This is a genomic window from Myxococcales bacterium, from assembly GCA_022563535.1.
In the GTDB taxonomy this organism is placed as follows: domain Bacteria; phylum Myxococcota_A; class UBA9160; order UBA9160; family UBA4427; genus DUBZ01.
On the sequence record JADFNE010000008.1, the window covers coordinates 16890 to 32917 of the forward strand.

A 16028-nucleotide genomic window follows, 5' to 3' on the forward strand; every position below is an offset into this window, starting at 1 on the left:
ATCGACTCGTCCCACCACCTGCTATCCAGCTTGCTAGGTCGAAATTTCGAATGGGTTGTAGCAAGAGGAAACGTACGGGTCGTAGTACGCGACATAGTGCAACGTCCGGCTCTCATCGGCTCCGTTCTGAAAGAAGTCGGTTGACGCAAGGAAGCGTGTGAAGGGCGCTGGACTCGTCTTTGGGTTCCACGGTCCCTGATGACGAGTCAGGTCTCTCGCAAATACCTCGATCACTCTGGGCTCGATTGACAAGTATGAGAAGTGTTGGCGGAGCGCGAGGTCGAGCAATCGCGTGGGCGGCTGGGAGCTGGCCGAAGCATCGTCGTCACTCCCTGTCTCTGGCCCGCAACCTCCGGCGAGCAGCCCTCCGCCCACGACGCCAAGCCATTGAAGCAGGCGACGGCGGGTCCAGTTCAGGGTTCTGCGATTTTTCATCATTTCTCGAGTCCGCCAGAAGTCTTTGGACGTCATTGAATGAGGTGATCCGCTGCCCAGAGCGATAGCGCTGAGAGTGTGAGCGTGGGATTCGCCGGGGATGAGGTTGGGAACGCGCTGCCCCCGAGCACCAACAGGTTGCGCACTCGGTGGTGAATCAAGTATCGGTCTACCACGCTCAGTAGAGGATCGTCCCCCATCACCACCGTGCCGAGCACGTGGGCATCGGTCTCCACGAAGTCTTTGGCGATGATCACGTCCTCGACGGGAAGTTTACCCATGAGGATCGGAAGCTCTCGCTCGAGGGTGGCCAGCGCTTTGTCGGTATCCGAGTTTTTCTTTTTGAACGTAACCGCAGGTCGAGTCGGATCTTCGCTCGCCAATTCCACGCGATTTTCCCGCCGCGGGTATTGTTCGACGATGCACATGAGTTTTAGCAAATGGCGCCACTTTCCCCGTTCGTTGCGCAGGCGCGGCACGTTCCAGGTTTCGATCAGGATCGCGGGACTCTCTTTGCGCCAGGGACCGTCGTAGAGCATGTAGCCATGGCCGGTAATGCTCGAGCCACCCTGGAAATTGTCTACGCCGTCGAGCAATACGCTGACCTTGATCGAAGTCTGTTCGTGAAGATTGCGACCGAGTTCGGGATGTTCGAGCCCAGACCGTTTCAATATGTGCGGGTTGAAGATCGCACTGGCGCCAAGAGCCACCAGTTCGCCACGGGCCATGTGTTCGCGCCCGTTGCGCAAGTATTGAACGCCGGTTGCCAAACCATTTTGGGTGTCGACGCGCTGTACCAGCGCGTTCGTTTCGAGCTGAACTCTCTGGTCGAGATAGACGTGCCGCATTGAGTTTTCAATCGTGAACTTGGAATCGATCGGGCAGAGCTGACAGACCCCGCTGTTACAGCATTGGGGACGTTTGCCCGGGACGTTTCGCGAGGGACGGGCGGTGGGTTGGGCGTAGAAGGATCCGGGGAAAGCGCGCTTCAGCAGCTTGTCGGGATCGCTCATGCGATGCGCCGGAAGCGGGTAGGGGCGACTGCGGGGGAAAGGAGAATCGTCGCTCGGCCCGGCAACGGACATCAGCTCTTCCGCCTGACAGTAAGATTCTTCGAGGTCGTCGTATCCAATTGGCCAATCCTTGGCCACGGCGTAGGTAGACCTGAGCCTGAAGTCGTTTGGTAGCAATCGCGGAGTGCAGGCCCACCAACAGTTCGACCCCCCGCCGAAGGCACGTTGGACAATCCACGGCTTCTCTGGGGTGCGGTTGATGAAGGTATCTCGCGCCAGTTTTTCGAGGCCCTGGGGATGAGCGAGTTGCCACGCGTGCGGAAGTCGTCGACCAGCTTCCAGCACCAGAACTCGCGCTGTGGGGTCCAAGCCCTCGAGCAGACGATGCAGGAAAAACGACGAGGCAAACCCGGTTCCAACGACAATGGCATCATATGGGTCCGCCATAATTCAACCTCGTGCTTCGGATCAGGTTCGCGTCGAGCTTCCGATTCTCCGATGCAACGCTAACATACAGCGCTGTTTGCCACGGAGACTTTTGATGAGTGCCCCAGCACCTGCCGCCGACCGCGTTCTGTTGTTTCCAATGGAGTTGTTGTCGAAGGTATTGTTGCCAATGAAACTGTTGCCCAAGGCAGTGGTGCAATCAGCATGGATGCTCATCTTGCTGGCATGCGTGATCGCTGCGGGCGGTTGTGCGACCCGATCTGAAGCCGATCCCTGGGAAGGCTTCAATCGCGGGACATTCGCCTTCAACGAGGCCGTGGACGTTTACGCATTCGAGCCCGCGGCAACGGTCTGGGATTTCGTCCTTCCCGATTTCGTCGAAAAGGGGATCGGGAACCTGTTCGACCATGTCAACCAACCCGTCGTTCTGGTTCACAACCTCCTGCAGGGCAAACCCGCCGCCGCCGGAGTGGATTTTGTGCGGTTCATTGCAAATACGATTTTCGGTTTCGGAGGGATTGTAGACGTTGCTTCCATGGAAGGCGTGCCCGAGAACGATGAAGACTGGGGACAGACCCTGGCCGTCTGGGGTGTTGCGTCGGGGCCGTACCTGGAACTTCCTTTCCTCGGACCTTCAACGCCTCGCTCGGCCATTGGATTGGTCGCAGACGCCTTTAGCTCGCCCTATTCGTACTTCATTCCCTTCTGGTCCAGTGCGACAATCACTGGAACGGAGCTGCTCAATTCGCGCGCCAAAGTTCTCGATCAGATGGCACGGGAGCGCCGGGACGCATTCGACTGGTATGTCTTTCGCCGCGACGCGTATTTGCAGAACCTGAAGAGCAAGGTGAATGATGGAGCCGGGTTGGAACCCGTGGACGAAGAGGAACTCTATTACTACGATGATTTCGAAGACTCAGACGACGAGGACGTCAATGGTGGAACCTGATCTCCGACACAATCGAATTGCAGGACTGATTCTCGTCGTGCTGACCGCCACGGTGCTCGAGGCTTTTCCGTCGCGCGCAGCAGGGCCAGCTTCCGTACCTGACCCGTCACTGGCTCCGGCGCTTGATCCCGCGCTTGATCCCGCACTGGATCCAAAGACAACAGCCGCCCACGGACTTGTGACTGAGATCATCGACCTCGTTATCGCGGAACTATCGAATGAGGAGGTCGAGCAACCAGCCAAGGTCAAGGCCATCGAGTTGATCGTGTTCAACAATTTTGATTTTCGCACGATCTCACGCCTGGTCCTCGCGCGAAACTACAAGCGATTTTCGAAGGACCAGCGGCGGGACTTCGAAGAACAATTCAAACACTATCTTTCGCGATTCTATGGCTCGCGGCTGGTTGGTTACGCGGACGAATCGGTCGAAGTCAGAGGTGCACGTCTCGAGAAGCGCGGGGACGTTACGGTCACGACCCGGGTCGTCGGGGGCGACGTCGACGGGATCGAGATGAACTACCGCGTTCGCAACCGCAACGACACCTGGAAAATCATCGACGTGACGATCGAGGGGGTCAGCACCGTTTCGAATTTCCGTTCGCAATTCAGGGAAATCATTCGCCAGGGCGGACCCGACGAACTGCTGAACATGCTGCGACAGAAAGCGTCCGAAGACGCTGCTGCGGACTCCTAGAACCCTGACCCAAGACGCCTAGCTCTCGCGAAGGATGCCCAGCATCCTCCGGAGAGGTTCAGCTGCCCCCCAGAGCAATTGGTCGCCCACGCTGAACGCGCCGAGGTATTCGGGGCCCATCCGAAGCTTTCGCACCCGACCGATTGGAATCGTCAAGCTACCCGTCACCGCGGCCGGCGTGAGCTTCTCCCGCGTGGCATTCACTTCGTTCGGAATGAGTGAAACCCAGTCGTTTGCCTCGGCCAGCGCGCTCTCGATTTCATCCAGCGGAACATCCGAATTGAGTTTGACAGTAAACGCTTGACTGTGACAGCGCATGGCGCCGACTCGCACACAAATGCCGTCGATCGGAATCGCGGGGTCGCTGCCGAGAATTTTATTGCCCTCGGCGTGAGCCTTCCACTCTTCGAGTGTCGAACCTTCTTCCATGGGAGCGTCGATCCATGGGATCAGACTCCCCGCCAGGGGGACACCGAATATCTCGGTGGGGTAGCTGTCGCCGCCCATCACGGTTCCGAATCGTTTGTCGATATCGAGGGCGCTCGCCGCCGGATCTGACTGTAATTCTGCACACCCGTTGCTGAGGGCGTGTATCTGGTTCATCAACTCGATCATTCCCTTGGCGCCGGCTCCGGATGCAGACTGGTAAGTCATGGCGGTTATCCACTCCACCCAGCCGTTGCGGAACAAGCCGTCGAGGCCCATCAGCATGAGACTCACCGTGCAGTTTCCGCCGATGTAGTTCTTGATGCCCTTCTCGATTCCGCGATCGATCACAGAACGATTCACCGGGTCGAGAATGATCACGCTGTCGTCGTCCATTCTCTTGGTGCGCGCGGCGTCGATCCAATAACCCTCCCAGCCGTTGCGCCTTAGCTGAGGCAAGACTTGTTTTGTGTAGTCGCTTCCCTGACAGCTGACGATTGCATCGTGGCGCGCCAGGACTGCTATATCGTAGGCGTCGGCGAGCGGGGGTGCGTCGCACCCGACGTCCGGGGCCGGTTTCCCTACCTGAGAAGTCGAGTAGAAGCGCGGCACAATGCCCGCGAAGTCGCCTTCGGCGCGCATTCGCTCGAGCAAGACCGAGCCGACCATTCCCCGCCAACCCACAAATCCGATGTCTGCAATGTCCATGTTGCCCGATTCGTTAGCAAAAACGGGAAGCTAGCGCTATTTGATCGAACCCTGTCCTGGCCGAATGATGTCGGTGGCCCCCTCAGGACAGGAGCCGGTAAGATACCCACATGCACGCGGCGATTCGAATCGGCGCCCCCGCCGCGCTCCGCTCTGCCAGTTTCGCCCTGGCTTCCCTGCTCTTCGTGTGGCTCTGGTCCGACTATCGCGACTACTGGCTCGACGACGCGTTCATCACCTTTCGCTATTCGCGTAATCTGGGCGCTGGATTTGGCGCGGTCTACAACCTGGGCGAGCGCGTCGAGGGTTACACCTCGTTTCTCTGGATGTTGCTCGCAGGATTGCCCCTGCGACTGGCGGCGGGTTCGTCGGGCCTCGCGGCCATCAAGCTCTTTAGCCTGATCGCCTCGCTCTGGATCCTGTATCGAGTCTGGACATTTCCGAGCCCCACGGGTTCAGCCCGTCGCTTCTGGGTGCTGGTGTTGGCCACGCAGCCGGTTTTCATTCTCAACTGCGGCGACGGAATGGAAACGCCACTGTTCATGGTCTTGATGCTCGAGTGCACCCTCGCTTTTCAACGCGATCCCGACCGACAGAGTGGCACCCGCGTCGGACTGTTCGCGGCTGCGATGGTTCTGACTCGACCGGAATCCCTGCCACTGCTGATCGCGCTCCCCGCGTTGATGGTCTTCGCCCACCGGGGTGAAACCGGACGGCGCCAGGATATTCGCGACTGGATGCGCGCCTTCCTGTTGGCGGGTCTAATCCCGGTTCTTTGCCATGAAGTCTGGCGCTGGAGCTACTACGGCTATCCACTTCCGAATACCTACTACGCCAAGGCCACGGGAGCGCAACTCGTGCGGCTGGCCGATGGGGCCCGGGACGTGGGTCGCTTTCTGTTCGACAATCCGTGGCGAGCCCCGGTCGCAATCTGGATCGCGCTCGGCCTTGCGGGCCTGGGCAGCCACCGGCTGATGTCACGCGCGAACCCGAGGGTGGTGCGCTTCACCCTGGTGTTGTGGCTGATGCTGATTTTTCGACTTGGCTTCGATCTCTGGTCGGGCAGCGACACCATGGGTCGCCATCGTTTTCTCGCACCCTTGCTCGTACCGTTGATGATCCTCGCCGATGAGGGAACCAGGGGCATGTGGCGTGGAACCGGGCGAGTAGCGGTTGTCGCACTCATGGTGCTGTCGCTCTACTTCAACGTGACGGGGCACTGGAATCACGAGGCGTCGGCGGGCCGGTACCGTGCGGGACTCAAAGCGGCGCACATGGCACTGGGAGATTGGCTGCGCGAGAAGTACCCGGCCGATACTGTGCTGGCCATTGGCGACGCGGGGGCGGTCCCCTACTTCAGCGAGTTGACGACGATTGACCTGTGGGGGTTGAATGAAGCGAAGATCGCCCGCATGCCCGGCGAGTACGGTCAGAAAAAATCGATGCCGGACTATGTTTTCGGACGTGAGCCCGGGGTTGTGGTGCTCTGGAACCGGCTTCCCTTTCTCGACGGAGAGAAGGGGCGCGTGTTCGGAGGCCGCGAACTCGATTCACAGTTGGCTGCCCATCCCGCTTTCGCTCGGGACTATCGATTCGTTCGAGAGTTCGTTTTCCGCCGCCACGCACCGCAGATCCCGGGCTACTACCTCGACGTCTTCACACGAAAGTGAGTGTTGCGCCCCATGTGGTTGCTTTCAGTAGTGGGACTGTTTCGCCGCGCGGCACACATGAAGCGACTCGTCTCCATCGGATCTCTGGGACGAATCTCCGACACGCGTGCGAATTGGTCGCCAAAATATCCGGTTGAATACCGAGGGTATCTCTCGGGAGAAGGGGACATACTCTCTCACGAAAGGTCAGGCGGGACCGGGAATTACTCGAATTGACACTACGCTGGCCATGAATCACGATTCGAATTCCTGGGAATCTACGGAGGTTGCGGTGCAAGGCACAATCCTGGTCGTCGACGACGAATTGGCCATTTGCACAATGTTGGTGCGAGAGTTTCGCAACTGCGGGTTGGAGTGCCAGTACGCCACAAACCCGGAGACCGGCCTTGAGCTGCTCAAGAGCCAGAACTTCGATCTCGTGATCACGGACCTGCGGATGCCGGGGATGGACGGCCTCGAATTTCTGAGTCGAGCCAAGCGCATCCGTCCAACCTGTGAAATTGTCATGATCACTGCGTATGCCACCGTGGCAACGGCGCGTGAAGCACTCAAGCGTGGCGCGGTCGATTACCTCACCAAGCCATTTTCGGTTGCTGATGAATTGCGTCCGCTGGTGCGCAGGGTTCTCGAAGAGCGAACGTTGGACGCGATCGAACCTGTTGCGGTGGCTACGGCTACCGAGCCAACGCCGCCCAGTCCCGATCGAGCCATTGATAGTGTCGTGGCGAGCGGTAAATCAATGAGAAGGGTTGTCGAGCGTGCTCGGCGTGTCGCTGCATCCGAAGCGTCCGTGTTACTGCAGGGGGAGTCGGGGACTGGTAAGGAAGTCATCGCGAATTTGATTCACAGCCTGTCGCCTCGACGTGACAAGCCCTTCGTCAAGATCAACTGCGCCGCCCTCCCCGAAGGATTGCTCGAGAGCGAATTTTTCGGCTATGCGAAGGGTGCATTTACCGGAGCCGCAGGAAGTCGCATCGGGCTCTTTCAGGTGGCGCACGGCGGGACGTTGATGCTGGACGAGATCGGCGAACTCTCGATGAGTTTTCAACCCAAATTGCTCCGAGTCCTACAAGAGGGAGAGTTTCATCGCATCGGCGACTCGTTGCGTCCGGTGACCGTCGATGTCCGCATCATTGCTGCGACCAATCGCGATCTGAAAGCTGCAATGGAGGCCGGCATGTTCCGGAGCGATCTCTATTATCGGCTCAATGTCGTGCCCATCGAGTTGCCGCCCCTGCGCGAACACATCGAAGACCTCGGACCGCTGGTAGACCACTTCACCAAATTGTTGGGCAAAGGGCGCAAACTGGATTTCAACGACGAAGCCCTGGAGTTGTTGAAGTGTTATCCCTGGCCGGGGAATACGCGAGAACTCGCAAACGCCGTGGAGTACGCCCTGGTGATGAGCGAGGGGCCCCAGGCGTGCATTGACGATCTTCCCGTTGCGATTCAAGACTATTCCCAGATGCACAACGATTCTTCAATTGCATCCGGTGACGCATCCAACACCCTCGAAGCGATCGAAAAGCGAAGCATTCTGCAAGCCATGGAAAAACAGGAATTCAATCGCACTCGAGCGGCACGGCTACTGGGTGTAACGCGACGAACCTTGGGCTACCGAATCGCCAAGTACGGCCTGGGCGACGAACTCGAGCAACGGTCTCTGCAACCCCCCTCACCAAAGCGCGCAGCCATGGCGAGAACCAGACCGGCCCCGCATCTATCTCCGGGCTTCTCTCGAGGGCACGGGCTAAGCGGCGAGAATTAGCTGGCGGGTGTTTCGAGGGGTTGGGGGGCATCCTTGTACCGGGCTTGGTTGCCCGTTGGGCGGTTAGGGAAAAGGGCCGGTTTGGTAGTGCGGACGGGTTGGGCTTTGGCGAGAGGGCTGGGTGGGGGAGAGTTCTTAGCCAGGTATTGCGGAGAGGTCGATTAGGCCGCATCTGCGCCATCCGTCAAACTGGCTGCCCGAAGAGGCTTCATCGATCTTCACTGGCGGCGCATGGCCGTTCCGCTGTTTGAAGTGCTTCCGAATGTTGAGGAGCACGTAGCGAAGCGCGTTGCGCACCTGCTGGGGCGACGTGAGAAGCTGAACGTGATAACGGCCTGCGATCACCTGACCGGTGCGCTTGAAGACACGATTCACCGCCAATGCAAACCGAGCAGCAATCGACTTCATGCCCCGGGAGAGGGCATCCTGAGACTCGGCCTCGACGATCATGTGAAGATGATTGTGCTGGATGGAATACTCAACCAACCGGAAATCGCCGCGCTCACACCCCTGGGCGAATGTCTCCCGCACTTCCATCACGAGCGATCGTTGCCGAAGGTTCGAGAGTCCCTTTACAACACGCAACGTCACATGAGCGGGAGTGAGTTTATTGAAATTAGTTCGCTGTCGATGAGGCACCTGGCCCCGCCCAACCCGCTTGGCCCCTGCCCCTTTGCGCGGCCCGCCATGCCCAGAGGTCATGCGCTTCTGCAAGACATAGTCAGCGAGTTCGAGCTGCTTGATTACTGCCATGCCTTGACTATAGCAGGGACCATCGCCCTTATCAACCCAATAATGCGTCAGATAAACAACATAAACACAACCACAACTCGTAAACTTTCATTCACCCACTGTCCGCGCCACCGCCACGCCCCGCACTAACCCATCACCCCCCAACCTCCCTTCCCCTCATCGCCCAAATGGCAACAAGCTCAATAAAGCAAGACCTCCGAGCCTTATCCCCAAAGTCCCGCAACAACAACAACCCATCCCCGATCCCCCCACTACTCATCCGATCCGCTGAGGAGCTTCACATAGCAAAAAGCAAGCAGCCCGCAGACCGCAGCAATCGATCCCAACATGAAAATCCAACCAGCGACAGTCATGCCTTTTCCTCCCTAACTCGCAGCCGAGTCTTGTTGATCCCAACGCTTGCCGGCGATCCTCACCAGCACCAGGAACAGGATGAAGACAGCGACGATTATGCCGACGGCCATCAGTGGGACGCCGCCTTTTTTCAGGTTTTCGATGTAGTCGGGGAGATTGTCTCTGCACCAGAATACGAAGATTGTGAGCAGGTAGACCGGAGAGACGTACTTGATGACGAAGCCGAAAATCTTGGGCAGTTGTAGTTGGGCTCCGCGATGAGCTTCCTCGATTCCTTTGTCGACTCCGAGAACCCAGCCAAACAAAATCACTTGAAGCGTTGCAAGTACGAAGATCAAGGCGGTGCCGGCCCAGAAGTCCATGGTGTCGAGGGCGGCGAGTCCTTCGCTGAAGTAGATCACGAACAAGGAGCCGGCGCCGGTCAGTGCGCCCAGCAGGGTCACCGATGCCTTGCGGCCGATGTTGAGTCCCTCTTCGAGGAATGCGATGCCCGGCTGCAACATGGACAAGCTGCTGGTGATTGCCGCGAGAAACAGCATGAAGAACCAGAGGAAACCGAAGAATGCTCCGCCGGACATGTGGACGAAGACTACCGGCAGCGCGTTGAAGCCAAGGCCGAAGGTGGAGCCGCTGGCCCCCGCTGCGCCGAGAAAGATGAACGCGGCTGGAATCGTGATCAATCCGCCCAGGCATACCTCGAAGAACTCGTTGGTGGATGACGCGGTCAGGCCGGAGAGCACCACGTCTTTGTCCCGGCCGAGATAGCTCGCGTAGTTGATGATGATGCCGAAACCGACGGACAAGCTGAAAAAGATCTGTCCCGTGGCCGCAAGCCAGATCCCGGGATCCGCCAGGCCCCCGAGCCACGACGCGGCGTTTCCCGACGCCTTCGGGTTCCACATGAAGCCCAGGCCGTTGAGCACGTTCTGGTCGGGAAGTTCGGGGTTGGGCGTCCCCAGGGTCAGCACGCGAATCAATACGATCACCGCGCAGACCGCCATCAGCGGCACCGCGATCTTGCAAAAAGATTCGATCCCCTTCGAGACGCCGCGGTAGATCAGCGCAAAGTTGATGGCAAAGACGAACCCCCAGAGCAGGAAGCCAGTGTCGATTGCACCGTCGTAAATCAGGCCGTTGCCCCCAATGCCGACGAAGTCACCGAAGAAGGCGGCACTTTGCTCTGCGTAGGCTCCCGGGTCGCTGCCCAGATCGATCGCACCCGTCAGGTAGGCGATCGCATAGCCGAGGCACCAGGATTCGATGACGACGTAGTACATGTAGATGATGATGGGAATCAAGACCCCGAGCGCGCCCATGTAGCGCCAACTGCGCGAGCCGGCGATCTTGCCGTAGATCGCGGGACTCGAATGAAAGCCTGCGCGTCCACCCATCCGACCCATGGTCCATTCGGCCCAGCAGATCGGAATGCCCAGCAGCAGGAAGGCGATGAAATAGGGGATCATGAAGGCGCCGCCGCCGTTGGCGGCCGCCTGGCCCGGGAAGCGCAAAAAGTTCCCGAGACCGATCGCCGATCCTGCGACAGCCAGGATCACGCCGACGCGGCTAGTCCACTGATCACGTCCAATCGAGGTTTGAGAACCCCCAGTCGAATCGGACTGGGTCGAAGCGTCTTTCTGCATCTGCTAGAGCCCCCCCTCCATGCGCGATACATTGCGTAACGTAATGATATTGTGGCACTTGTTCAACGCTTAAGTGAAAGGATGTGAGCTGGCTAGATCACGACCCGTTCTCTCCGGGTTTCTTCGCACCGTCGCCGCGCTGCTTTTAGCGCTTTCGATCTACCTCGCGATCGGCGTGATCGCGCAGGGCTGGCCCTCCCATCGAGAGCACAATGCGGTGGCATCTTTTTTGGCCGTGGGCGACACGGGCAAGGTGCATCGTCCGTTTGCGTCGTTGCTCGAAGGTCAGGTGGCGGTGGGCAACGATCTTGCCCTTGAAGATCGGGCCCATCCCGTCGATGCAATGCTCTTGCTCGGCGACAATTTTTACATGTGGGGTCTGATCGAAGCGGAACTGGTGGATCGCATCGACCAGAACCTCGCCTACCCGTACTGTCGCTTTGTCGAACTCGAGGGGCCGCGATCGGCCGAGATCGCGACTCATTGTTCGAGTTCGTCCCAACGAACTCGCGTGCTTCCCATCTACGCAATGCTCGGAAATCACGATCTGGTAAGCAGCGGAAGTCCAGCTCTGCAACGTGACACAATTCCCGAGTTCATTTCCAATTGGTCTCTTTCAACTGATCTCGCGGTCAACCGGGAGCTCGATGGAGGCCTGAGTCTCATCATGTTCAATTCGGAGGCCCATGTTCGGAACGCGGCGAACCGCACGGCCCTGGCGAACGCTTTGAAGGCGGCGAAGGGCCCCTGGCGAGTGCTCGCCGCCCACAGGCCAATTATCATCGATGAAGAGGGAGGCGCGCCAAAGCCTGGCGATCCGAGGTTCGAGTTTCAGCAGTGGGTTCAGAGCGCGATCGAAGAATCCGGGGTTCGCGTGCATCTCTACCTTTCCGGTCATCACCACAGTCTGCAGATTCTCGCAGGAGGTGGGGAACTGGGTCCCGACCTGCACGTCGTGGTGGGAAGCGGTGCGCGTTATCGAAAGATTCTCGCCGCACATCCCCAGCGACACTATCAGGCGGAACGGTTGGGCTTCGTCCGGGTGGACGTCGTCGGCGATGGCGCAGATGGAAACCGCGCGGGGCGGCTCGTCGTCTCGCTCTTCCAATCCCCCACCATTCCGCTGTTACGCTTCGGCGCTCCCAAGCCTGCCGCGCGCTGGTCGGTTGGGCCCGCAGGTGATCTGGTTCAAGAGGACGCTGCACCCTAAGCGAGCAGGGAACCCAAGCCGTTTCGCCCAATCACGTCGCGCCTGGGATTCGCCCAGAGAATTCGCGGATCTAGTGCCCCTGGTTGCTTGCGACCTGCGGTCTAAAGATATCGGCGGCTCGGCCCGAAGATAGAAAGAGATGTCGGGTCGGCAATCGTGCGCGATCCGCTGCCAGTGCACTCCAGCAAATCAAGAGTGATCCAAACATGCTGAACGCATCAAAGATCGCGATCAGAAAAGCGCTTGGCGTCGAGTTTCCAATGCTCGAAGGCATGCTGATCGAGTTCGAAAACGCCCAGGAGATGCGCAAGTGGTTTGGCTGGGACAACGAGCCGCGACTCGCGGGCGAACGCCTCCGAGATCTCGTCGCTGCCCCGCTCGGGGACACTTTCCGGGACCCTCTTTGCGACTATTCCACCCACCCGCTCGAAATGGACTTTCGCGTTTTACACGACGCCGAAGTGGTGTACGGAATGACGGCCAATCTGGGGGGCGCCGCCGCATTCGAGATTGGCAAGAGCTTTGTCGAGGGCGATGGCGAGGGAGACCACAACGCCGAGTCGATCTACGACGAAACTCTCGAGGCCCTTTCGGCCGCCGAAGCGGGTGACTACATCCTCTGGCACGAATTCGATCTCGCACTGGCCGGGAGTCACAACTACATCTATGAAGTCTGTGTGGGATTAGAGGAACTCTTCCGATCTCGCCTGCTGCAGGGGAATATCTATCACCTGCGTGACTCCTGGGTTGGGCTCTACCGCGTGCCTTCGCTGGAGTAAGGCTCCGTCTGGAGACAACTCCACAGCCACAATAATCGATTGAGACCGTTCGCTCGTGTACCTTTTCGGACCTCGCAAGTCTTCGGATGGATGATGGGGGAGTGATCGAATGCGGAAATTGTTCGCTTTGACGGCCTCGCTGATCGTCGTGGTGGCTGTGCTCGCGGCAATCGCCGCGGCCAATCTGAATTCGTACTTGTTTGACAACAAGGATTGGATCGCCGAGCAAGTCGAAGAATCCCTCAATCGGCCGGTACAGTTCGACTCGGTTGGTCTTTCGTTTCGTCGTGGACTCGCAGTCGAGATCCTCGGCTTTCGAGTGGGCGAGGACGAACGCTTCGGCGAAGATGATTTTCTCACGATTGGTCGCACCTTTGTGCGAGTCGCCCTGTGGCCGGCGTTGTTCGGAAGAGTCGAGGTCAGCAAGATTTCTCTGGGCGATGTCTCGCTGACGGTGATCCAGACCGAAATGGGACTGAGCACCGACAGCCTGGGTGCCACGCCCGCAGGTGCTTCCGCGGATCAACCCGCACAGACGGAATCCGCCCCCGCTTCTTCCGCCAGCACAGATGTTGACGCCATCACGATCGCGATGGCCGAAATCCGTTCGGGACGTCTTCGCTATATCGACAAGACCGGCGATGCGGATCGCGAAGTGGTGATCGATCAGCTCGATTTTTGGACCACGGATGTCGCACCTGGGCGTCCGATCCAATTTCAGCTTACCGGGGAAATGTTGGGTGCGGGCGACACCAACCTGCGAATCCATGGCCAGTTCGGTCCGCTCGCTGAAAGCGACAGCGATGAAACTCCCATCGACATCCGTTTTTCCCTCGACCCAGTCGATGCAGGCGCACTCCTGGCCCTGGCTGGATCGTCACAGGCCATGGATCCGAAACTTGCCCTTGCTGGCAGTACGCTGAAGTTCTCGGGAAGTGTGTCGGGAAGTCTGGAAGATCCGAACTTGAAACTCGTACTCGATGCCTTCGGCGGGACCGTTGAGATTGAAGGCGGCTGGGGTCGCGACGGTCGGCTCGATCTCGAAACCGTGGTGTCCAACATCGAACTCGGCGAGCTGACGCGCAGCCTCGCAGAGCCGAACACCCCACTGCTCGACGGAAGCTTGAGCATGCGTCTTACCGTCACGGGAATCGGCGAGACCTGGTCGGAACTCGAGCCGGGGCTCGAGGGGCTGGGCACGGGCCAGATCGACTCCGGGATCCTCCACGACATCAACTTGTTCGAAGAAGCGGTTGCCGGCTTGACGGGGGTTCCCGGGCTGTCTGGAAAACTACCCGAGAAGATTTACAAGAAGTACCCCGAGCTGTTCAGCTCGGGTGACACGGAGTTCGATCGAATGGACGCCAAGCTCGAGGTGCGAGAGGGCAGGGTGCAGATCCTCGGTATCCAGCTCGAAGCAAAGGACTATGGACTGCGGGGCTGGGGCAGCCTCTCTCTTGCGGGGGATCTCGACCTCTCAACGCGAATCGTATTGTCTGCAGCTCTGACTTCCGACTTGATCGACAAGGTCCGCCTCCTGAAACATTTGCGCGGCGACGACGGACGGATCGAGATTCCGGTCCGAATCAGTGGCATGCTGCCGGATGTGTCCGCCAAACCCGACAGCGACGCGATCGCAAAGCAACTCGGGGCTGGGGCCGCCGACAAATTGGCCAAGAAGTCCTTCAAGAAGCTGATGAAGAAAGCTAAGAAGAAGGGCGATGCCACGGAGAGCACGGATACCGGGCGCGAGCTGTTGGAGCGACTGCTTCGTTAGCCGATGCAGTGCCTACTTCAGCAGGTTCTCGATGAAGGCCAGGCAGACTGCCAGTGCTGACACGAGCCAGAGCACGGTAGGGCCGGCGGTGAGGGCTACCGTGCCCCGTCCAGGCACTTCATCTCCGGGCTCGGAGAGGCCGATCAATACGGGAACACCGATCAGGGCGATCAACAGCAGCAGGCATACCGGGGGCATGCGGGGCAGGTTAACCCAGACGGTCCCCGGGTCTAGCCGTTGGACACCTTTTGGAGCGTGGTCTCGGTGCAAGTCGCCATGACATCTGTGCGGGAGAGCAGAGTGAATTACTGTTCGGAAAAGATGGATCGAACGGTGTCCGATACGTAGGACAGGAACTCCTGCTGCTCCATCAGATAGAAAGTGATGTCGGGATAACCGATCGAATTGATCTTTGACATCAACTCCGGCGGGATCTCTTCTACCCAGGCACGCTCGCTATGGCCGGCATCTGGCGCTGCCAGCCGCAGGTCACGACAAATGCGATCGGCGGCGAAGACGATGCCAGCGAGTAGTGGGTCTTCGGCGTGCTGGCACTCCAGATGATGCGCTACCGCGTCCACCACATCCTCCGCCATGTTCCAGCGACGAAGCACTTCGGCGGCGACTTCAGAATGCGGCAACCCGAACTCATCCATCAGTCCGACCTCGTAGGAGATCTCTGCCTTGCGTGCGTTCTCGATGGCGCGTGCGTACCGCCGGGTGTGATTGATCGCGAGGTACGCCTCTCCGAGCGAATGCACCAGACCGGCAATGTAGGCCGTCTCTGGCTTCGAATATCCGACATCCCCGGCGAGGTGTTGAGCGGAGAGCGCGGTACCCAGTCCGATGGTCCAGAAGCCTTGGACACTCAATGGTTCTGGCAGCTCAGGTAGCATGTCGAGAATGGCTACCGAAAAGGCGAGGTTTCGAATCCCTTTCACCCCCACCCGCATGATCGCATCATGCAGCGATTCCATGGGCATCTGTCCGGAGTAAATGGGGGATCTGACGAGCCGGTAGATACGTGCGGTCAGCAAGGCGTCCTGGGAGATCAGTCCGGCGATCTCGGCGAGTCCGGCATTGCTGTCGCCGAGCTGATTGATGACCTGCTGCGCGATCGCGGGAATCGTGGGGAAAGAATCGAGATCTTCGAGAAGTTCTTCGAGTGTGCTCATCATCCGCTCCTAGGCATTCATCGCCTTGATGGCTCGCAGCGCCTCGAGCACAGCAACCGGTTTGCCTCCCGAGAGAAACTGAACGCCATTGCTATTGATGATGTCGATGCGTTCGACCACTCCGCGACTCAACCAATCGTCGAGACTGCACATGTTGTGACCATCCCCTACCTTGATCAGGACCTGATCGATCACCATGTTTTGATACCCGAATCCTCAGTCATTTCAGC

15 protein-coding genes are annotated in these 16028 nt (G+C 58.9%); 7 read left to right on the forward strand and 8 right to left on the reverse strand.

Translation table 11 applies throughout. From position 1 onward, the window contains the following. Positions 1–33: 33 nt before the first annotated feature. Positions 34–471 (reverse strand): hypothetical protein, encoded by a 438-nt coding sequence (locus IH881_04220; GenBank protein MCH7866876.1) that lies wholly within the window; start codon positions 469–471, stop codon positions 34–36. Continuing rightward, positions 468–1895 (reverse strand): GMC family oxidoreductase, encoded by a 1428-nt coding sequence (locus IH881_04225; GenBank protein ID MCH7866877.1) that lies wholly within the window; start codon positions 1893–1895, stop codon positions 468–470. The genes IH881_04220 and IH881_04225 overlap by 4 nt, the downstream gene beginning before the upstream one ends. 94 nt (positions 1896–1989) lie before the next feature. Here IH881_04225 and IH881_04230 point away from each other — a divergent pair, with 94 nt between their 5' ends. Beyond that, complete coding sequence (locus IH881_04230) at positions 1990–2844, forward strand: VacJ family lipoprotein (protein MCH7866878.1); 855 nt, start codon at positions 1990–1992, stop codon at positions 2842–2844. Then, the gene (locus IH881_04235) at positions 2831–3538 is read left to right on the forward strand and encodes an ABC transporter substrate-binding protein (GenBank protein MCH7866879.1); all 708 of its coding nucleotides are present in this window, start codon (positions 2831–2833) and stop codon (positions 3536–3538) included. Before IH881_04230 ends, IH881_04235 begins: the two co-directional genes overlap by 14 nt. 18 nt (positions 3539–3556) lie before the next feature. On the opposite strand, the gene asd is transcribed toward IH881_04235, so the two are convergent. Continuing rightward, positions 3557–4666 carry an aspartate-semialdehyde dehydrogenase gene (gene asd, locus IH881_04240; protein ID MCH7866880.1) on the reverse strand — a complete coding sequence of 370 codons (1110 nt, stop codon included), beginning with the start codon at positions 4664–4666 and terminating at the stop codon, positions 3557–3559. A gap of 116 nt (positions 4667–4782) precedes the next feature. Between asd and IH881_04245 the strand changes: the two genes are divergently transcribed. Together IH881_04245 and IH881_04250 are read left to right on the forward strand one after the other, a co-directional pair. Further along, the gene (locus IH881_04245; GenBank protein ID MCH7866881.1) at positions 4783–6342 is read left to right on the forward strand and encodes a hypothetical protein; all 1560 of its coding nucleotides are present in this window, start codon (positions 4783–4785) and stop codon (positions 6340–6342) included. 271 nt (positions 6343–6613) lie between these two features. Further along, positions 6614–8110: a sigma-54-dependent Fis family transcriptional regulator gene (locus tag IH881_04250; protein MCH7866882.1), complete on the forward strand. Its 1497-nt coding sequence runs from the start codon at positions 6614–6616 to the stop codon at positions 8108–8110. A 135-nt stretch (positions 8111–8245) separates the two neighbouring features. Here the strand turns inward: IH881_04250 and IH881_04255 are convergent, their stop codons facing one another. Together IH881_04255 and IH881_04260 are read right to left on the reverse strand one after the other, a co-directional pair. After that, on the reverse strand, positions 8246–8863 hold the full coding sequence (locus IH881_04255) for a transposase (GenBank protein MCH7866883.1): 618 nt from the start codon (positions 8861–8863) through the stop codon (positions 8246–8248). A gap of 365 nt (positions 8864–9228) precedes the next feature. Continuing rightward, the gene (locus IH881_04260; protein ID MCH7866884.1) at positions 9229–10857 is read right to left on the reverse strand and encodes a sodium-dependent transporter; all 1629 of its coding nucleotides are present in this window, start codon (positions 10855–10857) and stop codon (positions 9229–9231) included. 217 nt (positions 10858–11074) lie between these two features. Here IH881_04260 and IH881_04265 point away from each other — a divergent pair, with 217 nt between their 5' ends. The 3 genes from IH881_04265 (at position 11075) to IH881_04275 (ending at position 14623) form a co-directional block, all read left to right on the forward strand. Next, positions 11075–12067, forward strand: a complete 993-nt coding sequence (locus IH881_04265) for a metallophosphoesterase (GenBank protein ID MCH7866885.1) — start codon at positions 11075–11077, stop codon at positions 12065–12067. A gap of 206 nt (positions 12068–12273) precedes the next feature. Further along, entirely contained in the window at positions 12274–12846 is a 573-nt protein-coding gene (locus IH881_04270; protein MCH7866886.1) for a hypothetical protein, read from the forward strand. 109 nt (positions 12847–12955) lie between these two features. Further along, a complete protein-coding gene (locus IH881_04275; GenBank protein ID MCH7866887.1) occupies positions 12956–14623 on the forward strand; it encodes a hypothetical protein in 1668 nt (555 codons plus the stop codon). A 12-nt stretch (positions 14624–14635) separates the two neighbouring features. Here IH881_04275 and IH881_04280 read toward each other — a convergent pair whose 3' ends face one another. The 3 genes from IH881_04280 to IH881_04290 all read right to left on the reverse strand — a co-directional run bounded on the left by IH881_04280 (position 14636) and on the right by IH881_04290 (position 15996). Continuing rightward, positions 14636–14821 (reverse strand): hypothetical protein, encoded by a 186-nt coding sequence (locus IH881_04280; GenBank protein ID MCH7866888.1) that lies wholly within the window; start codon positions 14819–14821, stop codon positions 14636–14638. A 107-nt stretch (positions 14822–14928) separates the two neighbouring features. Next, a complete protein-coding gene (locus tag IH881_04285; protein MCH7866889.1) occupies positions 14929–15801 on the reverse strand; it encodes an HDOD domain-containing protein in 873 nt (290 codons plus the stop codon). Positions 15802–15807: 6 nt separating this feature from the next. Further along, entirely contained in the window at positions 15808–15996 is a 189-nt protein-coding gene (locus tag IH881_04290) for a hypothetical protein (GenBank protein ID MCH7866890.1), read from the reverse strand. Positions 15997–16028: the final 32 nt, after the last annotated feature.

Excerpts from the sequence above, each read along its gene's own strand:
- IH881_04220 (MCH7866876.1), bottom strand. The coding sequence starts at position 471 with ATGACGTCCAAAGACTTCTGGCGGACTCGAGAAATGATGAAAAATCGC.
- IH881_04225 (MCH7866877.1), bottom strand. The coding sequence starts at position 1,895 with ATGGCGGACCCATATGATGCCATTGTCGTTGGAACCGGGTTTGCCTCG.
- IH881_04230 (MCH7866878.1), top strand. The coding sequence starts at position 1,990 with ATGAGTGCCCCAGCACCTGCCGCCGACCGCGTTCTGTTGTTTCCAATG.
- IH881_04235 (MCH7866879.1), top strand. The coding sequence starts at position 2,831 with ATGGTGGAACCTGATCTCCGACACAATCGAATTGCAGGACTGATTCTC.
- IH881_04245 (MCH7866881.1), top strand. The coding sequence starts at position 4,783 with ATGCACGCGGCGATTCGAATCGGCGCCCCCGCCGCGCTCCGCTCTGCC.
- IH881_04255 (MCH7866883.1), bottom strand. The coding sequence starts at position 8,863 with ATGGCAGTAATCAAGCAGCTCGAACTCGCTGACTATGTCTTGCAGAAG.
- IH881_04260 (MCH7866884.1), bottom strand. The coding sequence starts at position 10,857 with ATGCAGAAAGACGCTTCGACCCAGTCCGATTCGACTGGGGGTTCTCAA.
- IH881_04270 (MCH7866886.1), top strand. The coding sequence starts at position 12,274 with ATGCTGAACGCATCAAAGATCGCGATCAGAAAAGCGCTTGGCGTCGAG.
- IH881_04275 (MCH7866887.1), top strand. The coding sequence starts at position 12,956 with ATGCGGAAATTGTTCGCTTTGACGGCCTCGCTGATCGTCGTGGTGGCT.
- IH881_04280 (MCH7866888.1), bottom strand. The coding sequence starts at position 14,821 with ATGCCCCCGGTATGCCTGCTGCTGTTGATCGCCCTGATCGGTGTTCCC.
- IH881_04285 (MCH7866889.1), bottom strand. The coding sequence starts at position 15,801 with ATGATGAGCACACTCGAAGAACTTCTCGAAGATCTCGATTCTTTCCCC.
- IH881_04290 (MCH7866890.1), bottom strand. The coding sequence starts at position 15,996 with ATGGTGATCGATCAGGTCCTGATCAAGGTAGGGGATGGTCACAACATG.